This is a genomic window from Comamonas sp. A7-5, from assembly GCF_039581385.1.
GTDB classification, from domain to species: Bacteria; Pseudomonadota; Gammaproteobacteria; order Burkholderiales; family Burkholderiaceae_C; genus Comamonas; species Comamonas thiooxydans.
On record NZ_JBCPWO010000008.1, the window covers coordinates 174,675 to 196,552 of the forward strand.

At 62.3% G+C, this 21,878-nt stretch carries 17 protein-coding genes; 11 read left to right on the forward strand and 6 right to left on the reverse strand.

Going from position 1 to position 21,878, the window contains the following annotated elements:
* Positions 1-14 precede the first annotated feature (14 nt).
* The 5 genes from AAIL67_RS16005 to AAIL67_RS16025 all read right to left on the reverse strand — a co-directional run bounded on the left by AAIL67_RS16005 (position 15) and on the right by AAIL67_RS16025 (position 5,590).
* Positions 15-992: a tripartite tricarboxylate transporter substrate binding protein gene (locus tag AAIL67_RS16005; protein ID WP_343484362.1), complete on the reverse strand. Its 978-nt coding sequence runs from the start codon at positions 990-992 to the stop codon at positions 15-17.
* 11 nt (positions 993-1,003) lie between these two features.
* Complete coding sequence (locus AAIL67_RS16010) at positions 1,004-1,981, reverse strand: tripartite tricarboxylate transporter substrate binding protein (protein ID WP_343484363.1); 978 nt, start codon at positions 1,979-1,981, stop codon at positions 1,004-1,006.
* Between the two features lie 66 nt (positions 1,982-2,047).
* Positions 2,048-2,839, reverse strand: coding sequence for a 2-keto-4-pentenoate hydratase (mhpD, locus tag AAIL67_RS16015; protein WP_343484364.1), 792 nt, complete (start codon positions 2,837-2,839; stop codon positions 2,048-2,050).
* Positions 2,840-2,852: 13 nt separating this feature from the next.
* A complete protein-coding gene (locus tag AAIL67_RS16020; RefSeq protein WP_343484365.1) occupies positions 2,853-3,818 on the reverse strand; it encodes a 3-carboxyethylcatechol 2,3-dioxygenase in 966 nt (321 codons plus the stop codon).
* Positions 3,819-3,820: 2 nt separating this feature from the next.
* Positions 3,821-5,590, reverse strand: a complete 1,770-nt coding sequence (locus AAIL67_RS16025) for a bifunctional 3-(3-hydroxy-phenyl)propionate/3-hydroxycinnamic acid hydroxylase (protein WP_343484366.1) — start codon at positions 5,588-5,590, stop codon at positions 3,821-3,823.
* Between the two features lie 329 nt (positions 5,591-5,919).
* Between AAIL67_RS16025 and AAIL67_RS16030 the strand changes: the two genes are divergently transcribed.
* The 7 genes from AAIL67_RS16030 (at position 5,920) to AAIL67_RS16060 (ending at position 16,436) form a co-directional block, all read left to right on the forward strand.
* A complete protein-coding gene (locus AAIL67_RS16030; RefSeq protein ID WP_343484367.1) occupies positions 5,920-6,705 on the forward strand; it encodes a DNA-binding transcriptional regulator in 786 nt (261 codons plus the stop codon).
* 455 nt (positions 6,706-7,160) lie between these two features.
* Positions 7,161-7,682 carry a sigma-70 family RNA polymerase sigma factor gene (locus AAIL67_RS16035; protein WP_343484368.1) on the forward strand — a complete coding sequence of 174 codons (522 nt, stop codon included), beginning with the start codon at positions 7,161-7,163 and terminating at the stop codon, positions 7,680-7,682.
* Between the two features lie 119 nt (positions 7,683-7,801).
* A complete protein-coding gene (locus tag AAIL67_RS16040; RefSeq protein WP_343484369.1) occupies positions 7,802-8,824 on the forward strand; it encodes a FecR domain-containing protein in 1,023 nt (340 codons plus the stop codon).
* Between the two features lie 136 nt (positions 8,825-8,960).
* Positions 8,961-11,813 carry a TonB-dependent receptor gene (locus AAIL67_RS16045; protein ID WP_343484370.1) on the forward strand — a complete coding sequence of 951 codons (2,853 nt, stop codon included), beginning with the start codon at positions 8,961-8,963 and terminating at the stop codon, positions 11,811-11,813.
* 83 nt (positions 11,814-11,896) lie between these two features.
* Positions 11,897-14,410, forward strand: coding sequence for a PKD domain-containing protein (locus tag AAIL67_RS16050; protein WP_343484371.1), 2,514 nt, complete (start codon positions 11,897-11,899; stop codon positions 14,408-14,410).
* A 69-nt stretch (positions 14,411-14,479) separates the two neighbouring features.
* Positions 14,480-15,085, forward strand: a complete 606-nt coding sequence (locus AAIL67_RS16055) for a biliverdin-producing heme oxygenase (RefSeq protein ID WP_063665301.1) — start codon at positions 14,480-14,482, stop codon at positions 15,083-15,085.
* Positions 15,078-16,436 carry a tetratricopeptide repeat protein gene (locus AAIL67_RS16060; RefSeq protein WP_197483998.1) on the forward strand — a complete coding sequence of 453 codons (1,359 nt, stop codon included), beginning with the start codon at positions 15,078-15,080 and terminating at the stop codon, positions 16,434-16,436. Before AAIL67_RS16055 ends, AAIL67_RS16060 begins: the two co-directional genes overlap by 8 nt.
* Positions 16,437-16,486: 50 nt before the next feature.
* Here the strand turns inward: AAIL67_RS16060 and AAIL67_RS16065 are convergent, their stop codons facing one another.
* The gene (locus AAIL67_RS16065) at positions 16,487-17,431 is read right to left on the reverse strand and encodes a LysR family transcriptional regulator (protein ID WP_063665253.1); all 945 of its coding nucleotides are present in this window, start codon (positions 17,429-17,431) and stop codon (positions 16,487-16,489) included.
* A gap of 115 nt (positions 17,432-17,546) precedes the next feature.
* On the opposite strand from AAIL67_RS16065, the gene AAIL67_RS16070 reads away from it, so the two are divergent.
* From AAIL67_RS16070 to AAIL67_RS16085, 4 genes are read left to right on the forward strand one after another with little or no spacing between them, the layout of a single operon-like run.
* A complete protein-coding gene (locus tag AAIL67_RS16070) occupies positions 17,547-18,524 on the forward strand; it encodes a tripartite tricarboxylate transporter substrate binding protein (RefSeq protein WP_063665252.1) in 978 nt (325 codons plus the stop codon).
* Between the two features lie 2 nt (positions 18,525-18,526).
* Positions 18,527-19,576: a 4-hydroxythreonine-4-phosphate dehydrogenase PdxA gene (locus AAIL67_RS16075; protein WP_343484372.1), complete on the forward strand. Its 1,050-nt coding sequence runs from the start codon at positions 18,527-18,529 to the stop codon at positions 19,574-19,576.
* A 60-nt stretch (positions 19,577-19,636) separates the two neighbouring features.
* Positions 19,637-20,809 carry an L-rhamnonate dehydratase gene (locus AAIL67_RS16080; RefSeq protein ID WP_343484373.1) on the forward strand — a complete coding sequence of 391 codons (1,173 nt, stop codon included), beginning with the start codon at positions 19,637-19,639 and terminating at the stop codon, positions 20,807-20,809.
* An 11-nt stretch (positions 20,810-20,820) separates the two neighbouring features.
* Complete coding sequence (locus AAIL67_RS16085) at positions 20,821-21,750, forward strand: dihydrodipicolinate synthase family protein (protein WP_343484374.1); 930 nt, start codon at positions 20,821-20,823, stop codon at positions 21,748-21,750.
* Positions 21,751-21,878: the final 128 nt, after the last annotated feature.

Consider the following 21,878-nt stretch of genomic DNA (forward strand, 5'->3'; position numbering starts at 1 on the left):
CCTTCAGAGAAAAATCAGTCGATACCGGCTCCGCTGGACAGGATCAGCGGTGCCCAGCGTGCGATCTCGCTGTGGATGAATTGCTTGAATTGCTCCGGGGTTTGCGGATAGGCCTGCATGCCCTGACTTTCGAAGCGTTTCTGTATGCCCGGGTCCTGCAAGGCTGCGACCAGTGCACGGTTCAATGTCTGGACCACCGTGGCAGGAGTTCCGCTTCGCACGGCCGCACCAAACCAGACGCCTGCATCGACACCGGACACTCCCAGCTCGGCCAGGGTGGGAACGTCGGGCAGTTGGGGGCTGCGCCTTGTGGAGGCAATCGCCAGCGCGCGCAGCTTTCTGCCCCGGATCAGCGCTTCGGTTGAACTCGTGGGATCGAACATGAAGTCGACCCGGTTTGTCATCACGTCCTGCAGTGCCGGCACCGAGCCTTTGTAGGCCACATGAGACATGCTGCCACCGGTTTTGCTGCGAAACAGCTCCCCCAGCAGATGGCCGATGGAGCCCAGGCCTTGTGATGCAAATGTCAGGCCTTGCTTGCTGCTGCGGGAAAGCGCCACCAGCTCGCTCAGCGTCCTGACCGGACTGTCGGTCGAAACCACGAGCACCAGAGGAGAGGTGAGCAGAGACGTTACCGGCTCGAAGTCCTTGACGGGGTCGTAGGAAAACTTGCGAAACAGCGTCGGGTTGATGGCAAACATGGCCGTGCCAGCCACATACACGGTGTGTCCATCGGCTGCCTGTTGAAGCACGGCGCTGGCGGCAATCTGCCCTCCTGCACCAGGCTTGTTGTCAACAATCACGGGCTTGCCCAGCTGTTGAGCCAAATGCTGACCGAGGGCACGGGCCATGACATCGCTGATGCCGCCGGCGGAAAATGGCAGCACGAGCGTGATGGGCTTGCCGGGAAAGGCCTGCGCTGAGCCGAGGCCGCCGATCGACAGGCTGCCCAAGCCCAGAGCCGACTGCAAAAGAGTTCGACGATGCAACATTGGCTGCCTGCTCACTCGATCGAAGCGCCGCTGGCCTTGACCAGAGGGCCCCATTTGGTCAGTTCCGACTGCATGAAGCTGCCAAACTGGGCCGGGGATGACGGGAACGCCTGCATGCCTTGATCGGCAAACCGTTTGACCACTTCAGGGTCCTTCATGGCCTGGTGGATGGCATCGTTCAGACGTTCAACCACAGCTGCAGCGGTGCCTGTCTTGACCACGGCACCGAACCACACGCCGGCATTCACGCCGGGTACTCCAAGCTCGGTCAGGGTGGGGACGTCCGGCATTTGCGGCGAACGCTTGTCGGCAGCAATCGCCAGGGGCTTGAGTTTCTTGCCGGCCACCAGGGGGGCGGTGGTGATGACCGGATCGAACATGAAGTCCACCTGTCCACCCATCACATCCTGCAGTGCGGGTGCCGAGCCTTTGTAGGCCACATGATTGAACTTTCCGCCCACCTTGCCACGGAAGGTTTCTCCGAGAAGATGGCCGATGGAGCCCATGCCCTGCGAGGCGAAGTTCAGCCCGTCCTTGCGGCTCTTGGCCTGGGCTATGAGTTCCTTGACACTGGTCAGTGAACTATTGGCAGGAACGACAAGCACCAACGGCGAAGCGATCAGCGAAGTGACGGGACTGAAATCCTTCAGCGGGTCATATGAGAAATTGCGAAACAACGAGGGGTTGATGGCAAACATCTCGGTGGCACCGACATACAGGGTATGGCCGTCGGGCGCTTGCTGGCGCACATAGGCTGCCGCAATCTGGCCGCCTCCGCCGGGCCGGTTGTCAACGATGACAGGCTTGCCAAGCTGCTCCCCCATCTTGGTTGCCAGCGCACGCGCCACGGCATCGGTGATGCCTCCGGCCGGGAAGGGAACGACCATGGTCACGGCACGGTTGGGGAAATTCTGCGCGATGGCGGGTGTACCCACGCAGGCAGAGAGCGAGGCAGCACCAGCTGCGAGCAATTGACGTCGATTCCACATGATTTGTCTCCTGAATAATCGTTATGAGCAATGGAAAACGGGGGCCGGGAATGCTTTCGAGAAGATTTACCGTTCAAACTGCGCGCACACGGAGCCGACGCCGCTGATGCGGGCTTCGAAACGATCGCCGGCATTCACGGCGACCATGGGGCCTAGGGCACCGGTCAGCACGAGGTCGCCGGCTCGCAGCGCCTGGCCGAGGCTAGCGAGTCTGCGGGCCAGCCACACGGCGGCATTCAGGGGATGGCCCAGGCAGGCTCCACCGGATCCGGTGGAGACGACATCGCCATTGCGCGTCATCTGCATCTCGCACAGCTTGAGATCCAGTGCATTGAGCGCAGTCGGTACGGCGCCCAGCACGACCAGACCGCTGGACGCGTTGTCGGCCACGGTGTCAATGAAGCGGATGTTCCAGTCGGCAATGCGGCTGCCCACGATCTCGATGGCCGGAAGCACATAGGCGGTGGCGCTGATGACATCCACCAGCGTGGTGTCCGGCCGCTCCAGATCCTTGGCCAGTACCAGCGCCACCTCGGCCTCGACCTTGGGCTGAAGCGTCCGCGACAGGGGGACGACCTCATCGTCGCCATAAAGCATGTCGGCGAACAGAGTGCCGAAGTCGGGTTGGTCCACGCCCAGCTGCTTTTGCACGGCAAGGGATGTCAGCCCGATCTTGCGACCCACGATCCGGCGGCCCTGACTCTGTGCGTATTGCACATTGGCCAGTTGCACGGCATAGGCGCTGTCGTTGTCGGTGATCTCCTCGCGCAGGGGCGCAATGGGGGTGGCGGTGGCTTCCGCGTGGCGTAGGCGTTCGGCCCAGGCCTGTATTTGCTTAGTGGTCGGCATGGCAGTCATGAAAGGATGAGGATCAGTGGTGCATGAACATCACGCCATAGCCCGCAATGAGCGATGGAATGGCGCGGTAGGTCCTTACCGGACAAGGCAGACGGGTGTTGGCAGGCAGGGCGGACCGCGCTACCAGCCAGGTCTTGGACTCATGGGCAGAGTTGCCGGCCATGGCGCCGATCGAGGCTTCGCTCATTGCACATAGGCCGTCCAACTGGCCGCTGGCCATGGCATCCATCCATTGCAGATCCCACTCGGGGTTGAGCGGCTTCATCCAGCTGTCGCCATTGGCCAGAGCCAGACCGGCGGCCTTGACGCGCTCGGTCTTGAGCTCGCGCTCATGCTCTGTGGGGGTGGAGCGGACAGTAATGCGCTCGCGTACGGCAGGGTCAGGATGCGCCAGTGTCGGCACGGGAGGCTCGTGCGACAGCCCGCCGGAACCAATCAGCAGTGCGCGCAGTGGCAACTGGTCGAGAAAGCTGCCAATGCCTTCTCCCAGTGCCTTGCATCGGGCCATGCGCGCAATACCGGGTTGGGCCACTGCATTCATGAAGATGGGAATGACAGGCGGCGTGTCCATCTCGTCCCCCCACAGAAACTGCAGGGCCTGCGAAAAGCCGTGATCGACCCACATGCGCCGCGACACCGCGATATCAAAATGTTTATCCATCAGGTGGTCGGCCAGCGCTATGGCCAGCTCTCCAGCCACATTGAGGGGACCGGCTGGGGACAGATAGTCGCCCACGGCCGTTGCCTGGCTGCCGATGCAGAACGGCGGCATCAGCTCATTGAAGAAGCCGTTGTAGTGATCCGGCCCCAGCAGCACGACGAGCTCTGGCGCGAACTCATGAACGGCCGCGCGCGCCGCAGCAATCGCTTTGTCGATGGCGATCTGATCGTCTGCAGCGACAGGATTGAGACCGAGCAAAGGCGAGTGCGACATGCCGAGAAATGCCCGGCGCGCAGTGGCGATGGCGCTACCACTCATCTTCAGGCCTCCAGGGGGGAATACAGTACCCGGGCCATCTCACGGGTGACAGCGCTGACCTCCTGCGGAGATGCCAGCGCCGCGACAAAGCGGTCCGGGCGAACGAACACCACCGACTTGCCCTGGGCGCTGAACCAGTCCTTCAGGCGGCCTTGTTCGTCGCCAACGGTCAGCACGCCATCGCGGGTCGGCGTTGGATGAAGCAGCTGGCCAGAGGGCATGGCACGAATGAAGCGAGCGCCAAGGCGCTGCCAGAAATTCAGAGCCTCTTCGTCCATGCCATAGCTGGGGTCCGTACCCCAGGCCAGAATGCAGAAATTCAGTCCCACAAAGTCATCCAGCAGGCCGGAGTGGCCGTTCGCAGTAGCCACACGAGGCTGAATGAACATCCGGCCTACGGGACCGGAAGCCGCCGTCTCCAGGCCATGCACCAGACGCCCCACCAGAGATTCCTTCTTTTCCGCCATCAGGCCCAGAAGGCGGCTCAAGGGAGTGTTGCCCGAGCGGTCCAGCAGACCAGCGAACGGCGTCTTGGCTCCTTGATTGCCGGTGCCTGTGTGGTGCAGCACCACGCCCTGCTCATAGCGCGGCATGGGTTTGAAGCGCATCTCGGCGAAGTACTGCTTGACTGGCGGCACAGCGTTCAGGGCAAGCATCACCGTGTCGCGTACTTTGGCGGCGGTATGGCTTTCAGGGGCGAAGATGTCGCCTGCCACCTCGGATAGATGGATCATGCTGCGGGCATGGTCGCGGCGTTCCTGTTCGTAGCTATCCAGCAGGCCGCTGCTGGCCTCTCCCTTGATGACCATGGCCAGCTTCCAGGCGAGATTGCTGGCATCTCGCATGCCGCTGTTGTAGCCCTGGCCCTGCCAGACCGGCATGATGTGCGCGGCATCGCCTGCCAGCAAGATTCGCCCGACCCGAAACTGCGCCGCCAGCCGTGCGTTGTGCGTATACACGCGCTTGCGGATGTAGTCGACCTTGTCTGGATCTGCGACGACCTTGCGCATCAGCTGGGCAAGATTCTCCGGCTTTGAGAGCTGCTCTTCGGTCTCCCCGGGCATGACCATGAATTCGAAGCGGCGAATGCCATGCGGCAGGGCTGCTGAGACGTAGGGACGCTCCGGGTCGCAATGCATGTCGATATGAGGGGTTCCCAGGGGGTCATTGCGCACATCAACCACAATCCATTGATTGGGTTTGGTACGGCCCTCAAAGGGCACGTTCAGCGTGCGACGCACCAGACTGTTGCCTCCATCGCTGGCGACCAGGTACTTGGCGCGCAGTGTGCGCTCTACGCCCTCGGAACTCCTGAGGGTGGCGGTGACGCCAGCATCGTTCTGGGTAAAGCTGTGAAGCTCCTGACCCAGCAGTACCTGAACTTGTTCAAAGCGCTGCAGACCCCGGTACAGGATGTCGTCCACCTGAGGCTGGATGAAGGCATTGCGGCGGGACCATCCGTACTCATCGGTGCGAGGTTCGATCGAGGCAAAGCACTGGCCGCTGGCGGTGTAGAAGCGCATCCAGTGATGAGGGGTGATGTGTGCCTGTACTTGATCGGACAGACCCGCCGCCTGCAGCGTGCGCAGCGATTCGTCATCAATGCCGATGGCTCGGGGGTAGTCAATAATCTGCGGCAGCTTCTCTGCCACGATGACGCGTACGCCAGCCATCCCCAGAGTGTTTGCCAGTGTCAGCCCTACCGGGCCCGCGCCAATGATCAGGACATCGGCATCGTCTTGACTCGCTTGGTTTTCTTGGGGGGCGTTCATTTTCAGTCTCCGTATTTGGTGAGTGCATCGAGTGCTGTTTTGATAATTGTCAAAACACTCGAGGAGTCTGAAAACAGTGTGCACCTGGTGCACATATTGCTAGGTGCATACCCTTGCTGTCGCCGTTTCCGCCGGCTCGCTACCAATCAGTTGAAATGAGACTCGTAAGGTGGGCGTCGGGATGATGAACGGCAAAGCTACGCGCGGTTGAGCATCGAGCTGGGAATATTCATTGAGCGCAGCAGCAGAACACCGGCGATTGCGTCGTATGGCTTTCGGTATTCATACTTGGGAACTCCCAAGAAATCCTCACTTTTGAGCACAGTCCCATGAATGACTACAAGGATGTACGCAGCTTGTCGCGAGGCCTGGCTCTGCTGCAGGCAATGAATAGAGCCCCTGGCGGCATCGCTTCAACCACGGCACTGGCACAGGCATGCGATATTCATCGCACCACCGTCAAGCGATTGATGGAGACTTTGCGGGCGGAGGGGTTCGTGCGCAGGGGTGAGAAAGACGGACAGTACTACCTGACTTTTGCAGTGCGCAGCCTTAGCGAAGGGCTTGTCGATGACGCCTGGGTTGAGCAGGTCGCACTACCACTGATGCGTGCTGCTGTGCCAGAGCTGCTTTGGCCTTGCGATCTGGGCACCGTGGAAGGCGGCTTCATGGTTGTGCGTGAAAGCACGCACCGTTTCAGCCGCTTGTCTCAGCATCGCGGCATGATCGGAGAAAAATTGCCGATGTTTTTCACGGCTATGGGGCGAGCCTATCTGGCGTCTTGCACCAAGGATGAGAAGGAAGGCTTGCTTTCATTGCTCGCTCAGCGTGACGATGCGACTGGTGCCATGGCAAGAGATAGAGCGTCGGTAGAGCGTTTGATTGAAGAGACGCGCCAGCGAGGGTATGGCATCAGCGATGGTGATTGGCATCAGCAAGCGCCGTTCGGAGCAGTCGCAGTGCCATTGAAGTGTGGACGTCGTTTGATCGGAGGTCTGAATCTGGTCTTTCCAAAGTCTGCTGTCGCCAAGGAAGAGTTGCTTGCCCGCTATCTTCCCCGACTGAAGAAGCTGGCTGTGCGCATGGGCAAGGATGTGGCGCCTTGGCTGGACTAGATGTTCAACCGGGAAGGTCTTGTTTTCGTGGAACCTCATATCTTTTCAAGCCGCTCTCGAGTCTTCGTGCAAAGCAACTGCCCTGCCTAGGGTATTTCTATAGTTGTCGCACTTTCATTCAGAACCCGTCATCCCGCGGATATTCACAGCTGACCGCTTCAGGCAGGTTGAAGCTGCAACGTGAATGGCAGCTGAAGTCGATATCAGACATTGAGCGCAGCAAAGACAAATTCGACAGTTGATAGATGACGAGCGATCTACAAAAAGCGGCTGAGTTTCAAGTGCGTCGAAGTCCCGCGTAGACGCAGGTCTACCGAGGTGTTGTCTCTTTGGAAACGCGAGAGCAAAAATCCCGAGGGTCTGCCGCCATCTGGAGCATCAGCTCCGGGGAGCCGGCTGTGATGCTCGGCAAGGCGTAGGTTTCATTGTTTCATGAATGAGATTCATTCTCAATTATGGATACAATCCACGTCTTCATCATGTCCAGCGATCCTCAAAGTATCTTCATTGCCCACCGCCGGGAATTGCTGGCCTGGCTCGCCTACCGCGTGCACGATATGCATGTGGCTCAGGACATGCTGCAGGAGATTTTCCTGCGCTTCATCGAGGTCACGGCAGTGGCACCTGTGCAGGATGCCCGGGCGTATCTGTTCCAGATGGCGCGTAATATGCTCGTAGACATGGCTCGCCAGCAGGAGGCGCGCAAGACCGCAGCGGTTGCGCCAGAGGAGCTGGTGCACATCGCGGACACTGCGCCTGGTCCGGATCAGTCGCTGGCTGGCCGTCAGCGTCTGCTACAACTGGCTGAGGCTCTGCAGGAGCTGTCGCCGCTTACCCAGGACATCTTCATGCGCGTGCGGGTGCAGGAGCAAAGCTATCAGCAGGTGGCGGATGCGCTGGAGATATCCACCAGCTCGGTACAGAAGCATCTGGCGCGGGCCTTGGCCCACGCCATGGCGCGCTTGCCGCTTCACTGAAGCTTTGCAGTGTGTCAGACAGCCAGATGCCGGCCTTGGATGAAAATTACTGGTTTGCCAATGCTTGAACGTCTTCCCATCATGCACTCCAATCGTTTGCATTCAAACAGCAGTTTTTTGTGAATCCTTCATCTCAATCCACATCCCTGCACGATGCAGCTGAAGACATCCGCCTGCAGGCTGCCTCCTGGCTGGTTCGTCGTGCGGACGAGGGCTGGCTGCCTGAGGATGAACAGGCCTTGCAGCTTTGGCTGAATGCGGATGCTTCAAACCGCCAGGCTTATGCCCATGCCCAGCGCATCTGGGCCGAACTGGGGGCGCTGGGACAGTCGGGGCTGCTGCCAGAGCAGGATGCAGAAAGGGTTTCGGAGACAAAACCTTTGCTGCAAGGAACCGTGCAGCGACGCATGTTATGGAAAGGTGCCGGGGCCGCAGTATTTGCTGCAGGCGCCTTGTGGGTGGGGGCCGGCAGCCAGATCATGCTGGCTTTTGAGGCTGATTACCGCACCGGGGTAGGAGAGCGGCGCGAAGTGGCGCTGCCCGATGGCAGCCGCGTGCACCTGGGCGGCGACAGCGCCGTGGCCGTGCGTTACGACACAAGGCAGAGACAGGTGACTCTGCTGCGAGGCGAAGCCTTGTTTGACGCAAAGCCCGTGGATGTGTCCGGTGAGCGCGATGCGGAGAAGCGGCCTTTTGTGGTTGCCGCGGCCGACGGGCGTACTCGTGCTTTGGGCACCCGCTTCATCGTCGAGCGATTGGACGAAAGAACTCAAGTGACCGGTGTGTTCCACCAGGTGGCGGTGTCGCTGGACCATTTTCCGCAGGATGCGGTGGTGGTATCGCCGGGTCAACGCGTCAGTTATGACAGGCGGGGCATGACGCCTGTGCAGGATTTGAGCGAAGATGCCGGCCAGTCCTGGGAGCGTGGGCTGCTGGTCTTCGAACGCATGATGCTGGCCGATGTGGTCAGCCGCCTCAACCGCTATCACACCAGCCGTATCGTGGTGCGAGACCAGGCGCTGGCGCAGCGGCGCGTCAGCGGTGTCTTTCTACAGTCCGATGCTCACGGTGCCGTGCAGGCCATTGCGCAGGAGCTCGGCGCACGCCTGCTGCAGCTGCCTGGAGTGGTGCTGCTAGTTTGAGTTAATTTTAATAATTCTGATTCGTATTTACTGAATCTTGAGCGTCAACCGTCTTCTCTGAAGAGAGGCATCGCGGGCCGTACCCAGGAGTTGGGTGCGGTGTCTGCCTTGCGGTCACAGAACTTCAGAGGACGCCATGAACCGATGGGCAACAGGGGCCGACAGTGCTCTGCCGCAGACATACAGTCGCCAATTCAATGAGCGCGTCAATAGACGTCGCACGGCTATTGCCATAGCCATCAGCATGGCCTTGATGGGCCAGCTGCGGGCGGAGCAAGGCCCGGCGCGGCAGGCCGCGCCAGCACAGGGCGATGCCGCTCAATCACGTGTCGAGTTCGATCTGCCCAGAGGAGATCTAGGTCAGGCTCTGGTAGCTCTCGGTGCGGCGGCCGGACTGCGCCTGGTCTTCGATCCGCAGAAGTTGCAGGGCCTGTCCGCTCCTGCTGTGCGGGGTGCGATGACGCCGGGCGAGGCATTGACCCGGCTTTTGCACGGCAGCGGCTTCGCGCATGTATTTACGGGCAATGGCGTGGTGCGTCTGAAACCCGTGTCCGGACCCTCGGCAGAGGCCGCTTCAGCCGTAGAGACACAGGAGGATGAGCCGCCAAGCCGCGTCATGTCTACCGTGCTGGTCCTGGCCGATGCCGAGCGGGATGAAAAGGACCGGCAGTACCGCACGGCAGGCTCCAGCAATGTGCTCAAGCGCGAAGACATAGAGCGCTTTCGAGGAACCTCGGTGGGCGATATCTTTCAGGGCACTCCAGGTGTGCTGATCGGCGAGAACCGCAACAGCGGCGGGCTGGATGTGAACATCCGCGGCATGCAGGGCCAGGGGCGCGTGCCCGTGCTGGTCGATGGTGCACGCCAGGAAACCACGGTCTACCGCGGCTATGCGGGCGTCGCTTCGCGTTCCTATATCGACCCCGATCTGATCGGCGGAATACAGATCGAAAAAGGCCCGGTCATGGGGGCGCAGGGAACCGGTGCGGTGGGGGGGCTGGTCAGCGCCCGCACCCTGAATGCCGATGACATCGTGCGCCCCGGCCAGACCTTTGGCATCCGTCTGCGCGGCAGCCTGATCGGTAACAACAGCGGCTCGGCACCTGCGCCGGGGACCAAGGCAGGCTTCAATACCGGGGGCAGTTCCAGCAACGGAACGGGAGGCGTCTATCGTACCAACTGCGTGATTGCCAGCCTGTGTGAGGGGCCCTTCGACATCGCCCATGTGGTGCCGCCTTCCGAGAGCATGAACCGGCCCGGTCTGATGCAGCCCAAGAGCTGGGCGGGAAGCATTGCGCTGGCCAAGCGTTTCGAGAAGGCCGATATCGTCGCGGCCTACGCACGCCGCAGCCAGGGCAACTATTACGCGGGAACCAAGGGGCCGGTGCCGTCTCTGGATCTTTCGGAAACCTATAACCGTGGCTTCTATACCGAGGTGGTGCCCAAGGTGGTGGGGGCCACGCGTTTCCGTGGTGGCGAACGCATTGTCAACACCAATCACGAGAACGAGTCGGTCCTGCTCAAGACGCGCCTGTACCTGCCCAACGATCAGGAGCTGGAAGCCGGTTATATGCGGTACACCAGCACCTATGGCGAGCTGATGCCGTCCCAGCTGCTGTGGCTGGGTCAGGTGGCCCAGACCTCCAACAGCAAGGTGACCGCAGACACCTATACCCTGCGTCATCGCTGGAACCCCGAGAACAATGACTGGCTGAATCTGAGCAGCAATCTCTGGCACACCAACACGGACAGCCTGAATCAGAACTACTCGGAGGAAACCGTCAACGAGATGTTCGGTGCCGGCTCCGAAAACTACAAGCGCTGGGGTTTCGACGTCAGCAACAGCATGCGCTTTGGCAGCTCCGGCGGTATCAAGCTGGACTACGGACTTGCCGCGCAGCTGGAAAAGGTCAACGGCGTTGCCACCGGCAATATGCTCAGCTCAGGCGGGCGTCTGGGACGGCGCACGGAATGGAGCCTGTTCACCGATCTTCAGTGGAAGCCCCTGCCCAGCCTGACCCTGGGAGCCGGGCTGCGCCATACCCGCTTCGAGTCGCGCGATGACAAGCCCATGATGGTCAACCCCGACAGCGCCTACTGTGTGGACAGCAAGGGCACGGGCAGCTGTGATCCGTTGATGATGAACAGCCGCAACAACGGCACCTCGCCCATGTTCAGCGCGCTATGGGATGTCACGCCCAGCGTACAGCTTTACGCACGCCATGCACGTGCCATGCGCATGCCCAGCCTGTTCGAGACCACGGCGGGCTACTCCGTCTCTCCCTCGCAGGACATTCACCTCAAGCCGGAGCGCACGCTCAATCGCGAGATCGGCATCAACTTCCTCAAGGATGGGGTCTGGCGCAGCAGCGACAAGCTGCGCGCCAAGCTCGCCTACTTCAGCAACACCACCAAGGACTATCTCACCCGTACCTTCCCCAACACCTGGGAGGAAGGCTCCGGCCGCCAGTTCTTCACCCTGCGCAATATCGAAAGCGTGAGCTTCGACGGTTTCGAGGTCTCGGGCTCCTACGACATGGGGCCGGTCTTCATGGAGGCCAGCGGAACGCGCTATACCTTCATCGAGACCTGCCACTTTGGCAGCTTCCGGCGCTACACCTGCACCGACTACGGCATCGCCAACAGCTATGTCAACAACATGATTCCGCCCAAGTGGCACGCCAGTGCTCTGCTGGGAGCGCGTCTGCTGGAGCGCAAGCTCACCGTCGGAGTGCGTGGCACCTTCATGGGCAAGCGCAATCCGACACCGGAATTCAACAACGAAACCGCCCAGGGCTTCAACCAGGTCGTGCCGTGGCATTCGTATGTGCTCTGGGATGTCTTTGCCAGCTACAAGCTCAGCGACCGCGTGAATGTGGACTTCAACGTGGACAACGTGACGGATCGCTATTACCTGGATGCCCTGAGCCTGGGCATGGTCCCGGCGCCCGGGCGCACGGCACGCCTGAGCGTGACCCTGCAGTTCTGAGCGCGCATGGCACGCCTGTCTGCGTGCCTGCCTTCCATTCTTTCGCAGCATCAGCCTGCTTTATTGCAAAGGAAATTTCAGCCATGAAATTCTTGTCTCGCCATGTCCTTTGGGGTCTTGGCCTTTCCATGCTCCTGGCCGCCTGTGGCGGCGGAGGAGGCGGAGGTGATGATGGTGGCGGCACGGGAAGCCTCAACCGTCCCACGGCCCGCATCACGGCCTCCGCGGCCACTGCTAGCGCCGGTGATACCGTCACTTTCGACGGCTCTGCCAGCACGCCAGCCAATGGCAGCACACTGACCTATCAATGGAAAGTCACGGAGCGTCCTGCTGGCAGCACGGCCGCGCTGGCGACACCGACTGCAGCGACCTCCAGCTTCACGCCCGATCTGCCCGGCAACTACAGCATCAGCCTCGGTGTGAGCGACGCCGTGACCTCGAGCAACGAGGTCAGCGTCAAGCTGGAAGTCCGCAATCCCAACCCGGTGGCCGTGACGTTGCCCGAGCTGGCGCAACTGGTCAACACCACGGTGCAGCTGGACGGCACGGCCAGCCAGCCGCCCGCAGGAGGTAGCGCCGCTGACCTGCGCTTCAACTGGACGCTGGTGGAAAAGCCGGATGGCAGCAAGGCCGAGCTGGACAACCCTCATCTGTCCCAGCCGCGCCTTTTGCCCGATGTGGTGGGCCTTTATCGCGCCACGCTGGTGGTCACGCATGGCAGCAAGAGCAGCCAGCCGGTGACGGTCAGGATCAACGCCAATCAGATGCACACGGCTCCGGTGGCCAAGGCCGGCTCGAATATCGACAATGCGGTGCGCGGTCAGCGCGTGCAGCTCGACGGCTCGGCCAGCACGCATGCGCAAGGCAGCAGCCTGCAATACCGCTGGTTCTTCGCGCCAGCCGGTCGGCCCTGGGGTTCTCAGGCCGTGATCGAGGGCAGCAATACGGCCAGGCCGACCCTGGTTCCGGATTTCGCCGGCACCTACCGCTTGACGCTGGTGGTGTATGACGGCACGACCACGGCTTTCAGCGGGATTCAGATCAAGGTCAAGAAGCCGGACGGCGCGCCCAACACCAAGCCCGTGGCCGTCATTTCCCGTCCCTTCGCCAAGTCTTTCGAAGCGGAGCTGGGCACCTCCATCATCCCCACCGGCGTTTATTCGCAGGACAAGGACGAGGACACGCTGACGCGCGAGTGGACGCTGCTGTCCGCGCCTGCCGGCTTTGATGCTGCCACCAAATTCAACCCCACCTGGGGCAATTTCACGGGCACGCATTACGGCAACTACGTGGTGCAGCTGCGCGTGAACGACGGCAAGGAGTGGAGCGAGCCGGTGACGCAGGTCTTTACCGTGCTCAATGGTGCCAATCGTCCGCCAGTGGCCAAGGCTGCAGTCATGGGTGGCGCGAGTGCCATCGGCGTGGGCACCACGGTTACCTTGACGGGCGAGGCAAGTACCGACCCCGACAACAACCGCATGAGCTATGCCTGGTCCATGCTGGACAAGCCCGATGGCAGCACCGCCAAGCTCAGCAATGCGGCAGCCATGAACCCCAGCTTTGTGGCCGACAAACCGGGACCGTACTCCTTCTCGCTGGTCGTGACCGATGAGCATGGGACGCCCAGCTCCGATGGAGTCTCCACCCTGGACACCCAGCTCAGCGTGAACGTCAAGACCAAGAACAACGCGCCCATCGCACGCCTGGCAGTGGACGCCTCCTACACCCAGGAGCAGCCCCTGGTCATCGGAAAAACCGGCAGGCAGCTGCGCTTTGGTGATTCGCAAGACGCTGCGGAGATCTGGAACAGCTTCCTGTTCAACGGCAACGGCTATGACCCGGACGGTGACATGCTGACCTATCTGTGGACTCTGTCGCGTGAACCTGCAGGCAGCAAGCTCCAGGTGCCTGAAAACACCTATATGTGCGGAAACACCGGCAGCAACCAGTGGCCTGGTGCGACTGTCTCCGCGTTTGCCAACTGGATCGAGAAGAGCCTGGCCCTGCGCCAATGGACCTGCCCTGACCGCATCGGCATTGCGCCCACGGTGGCGGGTGCCTATGAGCTGCAACTGGCTATCAGCGATGGCATGGCATTTGCCGGTCCTTTTGCCATGACGCTGCACGCCGTGGAGCGCCAGAACTACCCCAGCCTGCTGCTGGAATACCTGGGGGCACCCACGATCTCTGGCACGCTGGGCGAGCAATCGCATCCCAACCGCCTGCCACAGCAATTGTTCCCCTATGCGTCCGTGCAGAGCGCCTCATTCCCCATCTGGCAGCATGAGCTGACAGGCGGTGTGCCGATGGCGGTGCAGCGCTATCGCCTGACGGCCTTCGGCGGCGACTACACCATCGCCGATCTGGCAGCCACTTCGGTGCAGAGCGGTTATGCACTGAGCTTCCAGGGTCTGAGCAACGGTCAGGTGATTCGCAAGGGCCAGACGGTGGAATTCAGCCTGGTGATGCAGGTGCCATCGCCCGTGCCTGTCGCCGCCGATCTGAACAAGGCCAGCGAAGGCATGCAGTGGTCCTTCCGCATTGCCGAGAAGAGCGGTTGGACCTTCAGCCACAAGCCCTTCATCTTCCCCTATTGATGAAAGCGCAGGCGGGCACCGGACCTGGAGCAGGCGGTGCCCGCTTTTTTGACGGAAGTGAAATTTCCCATGGATATATCGATGATGGAAACCCAGGGGCTGAGCGCCTTGCTGCGCTCGACCTCCCAGGCCAGTCATGGCGCGCTGGATCAACGCATCATGGCCGCCAGACCGTTTGCCAGTCGCGAGAGCTATGCGCAGTTTCTGCGAGTGCAGTATCTCTTTCAGCGCGATGTGGCGGCCCTGTTTGAGCAGCCGGAGCTCAATTGCCTGCTGCCGGGTTTGGCCGGGCGCCAGCGTCTGAATGCGGTCATCCTGGACCTGAGCGATCTGGGTGAGGCCCTGCCGCAAAATCTGGACGAGCCGGTATTCGCGTCGGGTGCTGCCGTGGACCTTGCCATGGCCCTGGGCTGGCTGTATGTGGAGGAGGGCTCCAACCTGGGGGCAGCTTTTTTGCTCAAGGCAGCTGCAACTCTTGAGCTGAACGCCGATTTCGGCGCGCGCCATCTGGCACCGCATGCGCAGGGACGAGCACCGAGCTGGAAGGCATTCAGCGCCCAGCTCGATGCAGTGCCGCTCGACCATGCCGCCAGGGAGCGTGCGGCAGAGGCAGCGCAAGCGGCGTTTGAGACGGTGCATGGCTATGTGCAAGCGCATTGTGAGATTCATGTCTAGGCCGATGCGGCTGCCGTCCTGGACCGTGCTGGTGTCCCTGGTGCCGCTGGCGCTGCTGATCAGCGTGGCGGCAAGCCCGCCATTGCTTGCTCAGACTGCGCAGTGGCAGGGCTTGTACGACAAGGCTTTGCGCCAGCAAAGCGAACAAGCGTATGAGCCCGCCGAGCAAACCGCGCGCCAGGCACTGGAGCTGGCAGAGCGGCAGCGCCAGGGGCAACGGCCCTATATGGCCAGCAGCCTGAATCTTCTGGGTCTGATCCAGCAGGCCCGAGGCCACAACGCCGAAGCCGCACAGTCTCTGCTCAAGGCACTGGAGCTGAATCAGGCCAGCCTGGGCATGCATGCCAATACCGCATCCGTGGCCTGGAATCTGGGCAATGTGCAAAAGGCCATGCAGCAACCGCGCAAGGCAGTGCAGAGCTATCGGCAGGCTCTCGAAGTGGCACAGGCCCTGCCGGCAGATGCCGTCTCCCTGGCGCTGCGCGAAAAAGCGCTGCAGGCCCTGGGCGATCTGCATGCGAGCCTGGGCGAGCATGACCAGGCGCAAGCTTATCTGCAGCAACTGTCGACTCTGCCGGTCGATGCTGCGGCCCAGACCGATGTGGCGACCCGCGTGCAAGCCCTGTTGACCCTGGCGCACAGCCAGGAACAGCAAGGCAGTCTGGAGCAGGTGCAGCAGACCTTGGATCAGGCAATGGCGCTACAGCAGCGGGCAGGTGACGGCAGCAGGAGTCTGGTTCCGGTTTTGCTGGCCCGGGCCAGGCTTCACCACCGAGAGGGTGACGATGCGCAGGCCGCCGCGCAGTACGAACGCGCCAGGGAGGTGCTGATGCAGCAGGATCCACAAGCCCTGGTTCTGGCCCAGGTGCTTAACGAGCAGGGCCTGTGGCGGGCGCAGAACAAGGACTATGCGCAAGCCCATGCATTGTTCGAGCAGGCGCAGGCCATTGCCGACCGGCATGCACCCGATGTGCTGTGGCAGGCGCATCTTCTGACCAGCCGTGCGCGCATGGCCGACGCCCTTCGCCACGAGGAGCAGGCGCAGACGCTATATGCCCAATCGCTGGAGCTGTACCGACAGCAGGAAAATCCCGAGGCTCGAGTGGGCGAGGCAGGCGTGCTCAACGGCCTTGCCGGCCTGGCATATCGCAAGCGTCGTTTCCAGGAAGCGCAGCCCATGTTTGTCGAGGCCTTGGGTTTGATGGAACAGGCGCTGGGCGGCAGCGATGCACGCCTGCTGCCGCTGCTGGATAACCTTGCCGCCTTGCACCGCAGTCTGGGCCGACCCGGCGAGTCGGAGCATGCGCGCCGGGCGGCGGCATTGCGCCGGGAGCTGGGCCTGGACGGCTAGTACTCTTCGGGCCTGGATGCGCAGCCCCGAAGCCCGGTGCTGACCCTTGTTCAGGCAGTTGCGTCGTGATGGTGCAGCAGATCCAGGAACATCTGTGCCGATCGGCTGATGGGCCTGTCCTTGCGTACCAGGCTGCCGTAGGCCTCCAGACTGTGCTTGGTCCGATACGGCAGGATATGCAGCATGCCGTGGGCGGCATGAAGGTCCGCCACCGTGCGCGGAATCACGCCCACCATATTCGAGCTGCGCACCAGATTGATGGTGGTGAGTATGGAGCCGGTTTCGATCAGGCCGCGCGGCAGCGGCAGACTGTGCTCGCGGAACTCTTGTTCGATCAAGCTGCGCATGGGGCTGCCGGGCGGCTGCATGACCCAGCCATATCCCTGCAAAGCCTGCAGGGCGGGCCGCTGCAGCGACAGCAGAGGATGCTCCTTGCGCACGATGAAGGCCAGCTGCTCGTCGTCGATCGGGCAAAAGCGGCAATCGCGGCCCGCTTCATTCGTCATGCGCCCGACGACCACCTCCAGCACTCCCTCACGCAGCTGCGCCAGCAAGCGATCGCTGGTGTCCACCGCCACTTCCAGCTCCAGCAGGGGCAGCTGCTTTTTCAGCTCCAGCAAGGCCTGGGTGAGCCGCCCGGGTGACGCGGCCATGATGCTGCCCACGGCCAGCCGCCCGGAGCTTCCCTGGCGCAGCTCGCCCAGTTCGCGATTCAGGGCCTCGATATTGCCACGCAGCGAACGGAAATATTCCAGCACCCGCTCTCCGGCCGCATTGCGCTGCAGACGGCGGCCCACGCGCTCGAACAGCGGCTGGCCCAGGGCGTCTTCGAGTTCCTGCAGCATTTTGGTGGCGGCAGGCTGGGTCAGGCCGAGCTCGGCCGCTGCCGCGCGCAAGGTCTGGCGCTCGTCGATGGCCAGTATCAAGGCCACCTGGCGCATGCGCAGCCGGTTCAGCAACTGTGGCGTGTTGTCGCGCTTGTCTATCGATCCCATGGCATGGCTTCTTATTGCTTCAGGTTATCGATTAATCAATAACTTTCAATTTACGCATATCAGCGCCTTCCCTAGCATCGGGCTGCGATGAAATAAAAAAGCCAAGGAGACAAATGTGCAAAGACGTCATCTACTTTCCATAGCCGCTCTGTGCGGCGCCGCCGCGCTGCCCTGGCAGGTCCAGGCCCAGGACTCTGCGAACTGGCCCGTCAAGCCCGTGCGCATGCTGGTGGGGTCTGCGCCCGGAGGCGGCACCGATGCCATGGCCCGCGCCGTGGCCGACAGGCTGGGGCCGCTGCTCAAGCAGCCGGTGATCGTGGAGAACCGGCCCGGCGTCTCCAACACACTGGCCGTGGACATGACGGCCAAGGCCACGGACGGCCACACCATGGTCATGGGTGTGGTCACGGCCCATGCCATCGCACCGCATCTGCTCAAGCTGGGGTACGACAACAACCGGGATCTGGTTCCCGTGGCCTTTGTCGGCTCGGTGCCCAATGTGCTGGTGGTGGGCAACTCCGTTGCCGCCAACACGGTGGCGGAGCTGGTGGCCATGGCCAGGAAGAATCCCAATCAGATCAATTTCGCCAGCAGCGGCACGGGCAGCACCCAGCATATCGCTGCCGAGGTGTTCAAGGATGCCGCAGGCATTCAGATCACCCATGTACCCTACAAGGGCAGCGCCGCGGCCCTGGTCGATCTGGTCAGCGGCCAGGTGCAGATGAGCTTCGACACCATGCCCTCGGTCATAGGCCAGATCAAGGCCGGCAAGCTGCGTGCCCTGGCGGTCACTTCGCCCCAGCGCAACCCCCAGTTGCCCCAGGTGCCGACCATGGCCGAAGCGGGTCTGCGCGATGTGGAGATCAGCGCCTGGTACGGCATCTACATGCCGGCCTCCACACCCAAGGCCGTTCAGCAAAAAGTGCATGACGAAGTCAACAAGGTCATCGCCATGCCCGAGACCAAGAGCCGCCTCGAAGCCGTAGGTGCCGAGCTGCGGCCCATGCCCCAGGCCGACTTCGGCAGTTTTCACCTCGCCGAGTACAAGCGCTTCGGCGACATCATTCGCAAGAACAACATCAAGCTGGACTGAGCATGAGCAAGGCTTCTCTTCCCGTTGTCGCCCTGACCCTGGGCGATCCCTCCGGCATCGGCGCCGAGCTTGTTGCGCGTTTGCTGGCCAGGCCGCAAGCCACCGAGCAGGCGAACCTGGTGCTGATAGGCGATCCCTGGCTCTGGGAGCAGGGCCAGCGCATCGCTGGCCTGCAGGTTGCAACCGTTCCGCTGGCCGGCCTGTCCGATGCGCGCGAGCGTGCCGATACGCGGCTGCCGGCCTTTGTGGCCGTGGACACCGTCGCCCAGGCCGATGTGGTGCAGGGACAGGTGGGGGCGGCGGGCGGCCGCTCGGTGCTGCAGGTGCTAGACCAATGCATGGATGCGGCCCTGGCCGGCGATATCGACGCCATCTGCTTTGCGCCCTTGAACAAGCAGGCCATGAAGCTTGGCGGCCTGCGCCACGAGGACGAGCTGCACCACTTTGCCGAGTACCTGGGCGTGAGCGGCTACTTCTGCGAGTTCAACACGCTGGGTGATCTCTGGACCTCGCGCATTTCCTCGCACGTGCCGCTCAAGGATGTGGCCAGCTACCTGAGCGTGGAGCGCATAACCCAGGCGGCCGAGCTGATCTACAAGGCCTTGCGCGCCAGCGGCCTGGCTGCTCCCAAGGTGGCGATTGCCGGCTTCAACCCGCACAACGGCGACGGCGGCACCTGCGGCCGCGAGGAAATCGACATCATCGCGCCCGCCGTGCAGGCGCTGCAGGCGCGCGACTGGCCCAGCGATGCGCCGTTCCACGGCCCGTTCCCGGCCGACACCATTTTCCTCAAGGCCCAGGCCGGCGAGTACCAGGCCATCGTGACCATGTACCACGACCAGGGCCAGATAGCGATCAAGCTGCTGGGCTTCTCACGTGGGGTGACGGTGCAGGGCGGTCTGCCGATTCCCATCACCACGCCGGCCCATGGCACGGCCTACGACATCGCAGGCCAGGGTAAGGCCAATGTGGAGGCCACCTGGCAGGCGCTGCAGATTGCCGCACGCATGGGGGCCGCGCACCGCACTCGCCAGGCCGCCCCAGCCGTCTGAGCCCATTTTCCGGGCGGCTTGGGCCGCCTGTCCTACTCACTCTTTTCTTTCGAGGTCTGTATGAAGATCAAGTCCGTCCGCGCCCGTGTCTATGAATGGAAGGGCAAGACCGTTCCGCCCCAGGGCAACTTCTGCTCCAACGCCATGGATCTGGTGTACTCCAACACCGAGTCCATGAGCACCTTCCGCTTTCATTCGTGGACCGTGGTCGAGATCGAAACCGATGACGGCATCATCGGTCTGGGCAATGTGGCCCTGGCGCCCAAAATCGCCAAGGCCATCATCGACGAGTACCTGGCGCCGCTGGTCATCGGTCAGGATCCCTGGGACTACGAATACCTGTGGCAGCGCATGTACCGCGCCACCCATGCCTGGGGCCGCAAGGGCGTGACCATGGCCGCCATCTCGGCCGTGGACCTGGCCATCTGGGACATCCTGGGCAAGAGCGTGAACAAGCCCGTGTTCAAGCTGCTGGGCGGGCGCACCAAGGAAAAGATTCCCTGCTACTACAGCAAGCTCTACCGCACCGACCTGAAAGGGATGCAGGACGAAGCCCAGAAATTCCTGGACCAGGGTTTCAAGGCCTTCAAGATGCGCTTCGGCTACGGGCCCGCCCATTTGCAGGAGGGTGTGAAGGAGAACCTCAAGTCCGTCGAAGCCATCCGTGAAGTGATCGGCTACGACACCGACCTGATGCTGGAGTGCTATATGGGCTGGAACCTGGAGTACGCCAAGCGCATGCTGCCCAAGCTCGCCAGGTTCGAGCCGCGCTGGCTGGAAGAGCCCGTGATCGCCGACGACATCGACGGCTACGCCGAGCTCAACGCCATGAACATCGTTCCCATCTCGGGCGGCGAGCACGAGTTCAGCCTCTACGGCTTCAAGCAGCTGCTGGACAAGAAGGCCGTCTCCGTCGTGCAGTACGACACCAACCGCGTGGGCGGCATCACGGCGGCGCACAAGATCAATGCCCTGTGCGAAGCCTATTCCGTGCCCGTGATCCCGCATGCCGGCCAGATGCACAACTACCACCTGACCATGAGCACGCTGGCCTCGCCCATGGCCGAGTACTTCCCCATCTTCGACGTGGAGGTCGGCAACGAGCTGTTCTGGTACATCTTCGACGGTGAACCGGTTGCCGACAACGGCTTCCTGCAGCTGCGCGACGACGTGCCGGGCCTGGGCCTCACGCTCAAGACCGAGTACCTCGACCAGTTCCATATCGTCGAGTAAGGAGACGCAGCATGCCCGGACTCTCCAATCCCCGTTACCGGGGCATCTTCCCCGTCGTGCCCACCACCTTCCACGAGGACGGCACGCTGGACCTGACCAGCCAGAAGCGCTGCCTGGACTTCATGATCGACTCGGGCGTCGACGGCCTGTGCATCCTGGCCAACTTCTCCGAGCAGTTCCTGGTCTCGGACGAGGAGCGCGAAATCCTCACGCGAACGGCCCTGGAGCATGTGGCCGGCCGTGTGCCCGTGATCGTGACCACCACGCACACCAGTACCAGAATCTGCGCCGAGCGCAGCCGCCGCGCCCAGGACATGGGCGCCGCCATGGTCATGGTCATGCCGCCTTACCACGGTGCGACCTTCCGCTTCGGCGAAGCCCAGGTGCAGGCCTTCTACCAGGGCGTGTCCGACGCCATCGACATCCCCATCATGGTCCAGGATGCGCCGGCCGCAGGCACGCCACTGTCGCCCGCCTTTCTGGCCCGCATGGCCAGGGAGATAGCGCAGGTCAGCTACTTCAAGATGGAAACCGCGGGCGCGGCGGGCAAGCTGCGCGAGCTGATCGCGCTGGGCGGCGAAGCGATAGAAGGCCCCTGGGACGGCGAGGAAGCCATCACCCTGCTGGCCGACCTGGAGGCCGGCGCCACGGGCGCCATGACCGGCGGCGGCTTTGCCGATGGCATACGCCCCATCATCGAGGCGCACCGCGCTGGCGACAAGGACAAGGCCTTTGCCGAGTACCAGCGCTGGCTGCCGCTGATCAACCACGAGAACCGCCAGGCCGGTTTTCTGGCCGCCAAGGCGCTGATGAAGGAAGGCGGCGTGATCGCCTGCGATGCGCCGCGCTCGCCCTGGCCGCCCATGCACCTCGAGGTGCGCCGCCAGCTGCTGGACATTGCCCGCCGGCTGGATCCGCTGGTGCTGCGCTGGGCTCGTTGAGACGACTATGAATACAGGAGCTTGATGCGCTTGTTTATTAAAGAATTCAGATGCTTTTCATGCTGAGATCTATGAATAACAGGCGCAACAAGCTCCGCTATCAAGAGCATATCCATGACCCCACATCT

Bases quoted from the DNA above. Each gene is read 5' to 3' on its own strand.
- AAIL67_RS16005 (WP_343484362.1), bottom strand. From the start codon at position 992: ATGTTGCATCGTCGAACTCTTTTGCAGTCGGCTCTGGGCTTGGGCAGC.
- AAIL67_RS16010 (WP_343484363.1), bottom strand. From the start codon at position 1,981: ATGTGGAATCGACGTCAATTGCTCGCAGCTGGTGCTGCCTCGCTCTCT.
- mhpD (WP_343484364.1), bottom strand. From the start codon at position 2,839: ATGACTGCCATGCCGACCACTAAGCAAATACAGGCCTGGGCCGAACGC.
- AAIL67_RS16020 (WP_343484365.1), bottom strand. From the start codon at position 3,818: ATGAGTGGTAGCGCCATCGCCACTGCGCGCCGGGCATTTCTCGGCATG.
- AAIL67_RS16025 (WP_343484366.1), bottom strand. From the start codon at position 5,590: ATGAACGCCCCCCAAGAAAACCAAGCGAGTCAAGACGATGCCGATGTC.
- AAIL67_RS16030 (WP_343484367.1), top strand. From the start codon at position 5,920: ATGAATGACTACAAGGATGTACGCAGCTTGTCGCGAGGCCTGGCTCTG.
- AAIL67_RS16035 (WP_343484368.1), top strand. From the start codon at position 7,161: ATGGATACAATCCACGTCTTCATCATGTCCAGCGATCCTCAAAGTATC.
- AAIL67_RS16045 (WP_343484370.1), top strand. From the start codon at position 8,961: ATGAACCGATGGGCAACAGGGGCCGACAGTGCTCTGCCGCAGACATAC.
- AAIL67_RS16050 (WP_343484371.1), top strand. From the start codon at position 11,897: ATGAAATTCTTGTCTCGCCATGTCCTTTGGGGTCTTGGCCTTTCCATG.
- AAIL67_RS16055 (WP_063665301.1), top strand. From the start codon at position 14,480: ATGGATATATCGATGATGGAAACCCAGGGGCTGAGCGCCTTGCTGCGC.
- AAIL67_RS16060 (WP_197483998.1), top strand. From the start codon at position 15,078: ATGTCTAGGCCGATGCGGCTGCCGTCCTGGACCGTGCTGGTGTCCCTG.
- AAIL67_RS16065 (WP_063665253.1), bottom strand. From the start codon at position 17,431: ATGGGATCGATAGACAAGCGCGACAACACGCCACAGTTGCTGAACCGG.
- AAIL67_RS16075 (WP_343484372.1), top strand. From the start codon at position 18,527: ATGAGCAAGGCTTCTCTTCCCGTTGTCGCCCTGACCCTGGGCGATCCC.
- AAIL67_RS16080 (WP_343484373.1), top strand. From the start codon at position 19,637: ATGAAGATCAAGTCCGTCCGCGCCCGTGTCTATGAATGGAAGGGCAAG.
- AAIL67_RS16085 (WP_343484374.1), top strand. From the start codon at position 20,821: ATGCCCGGACTCTCCAATCCCCGTTACCGGGGCATCTTCCCCGTCGTG.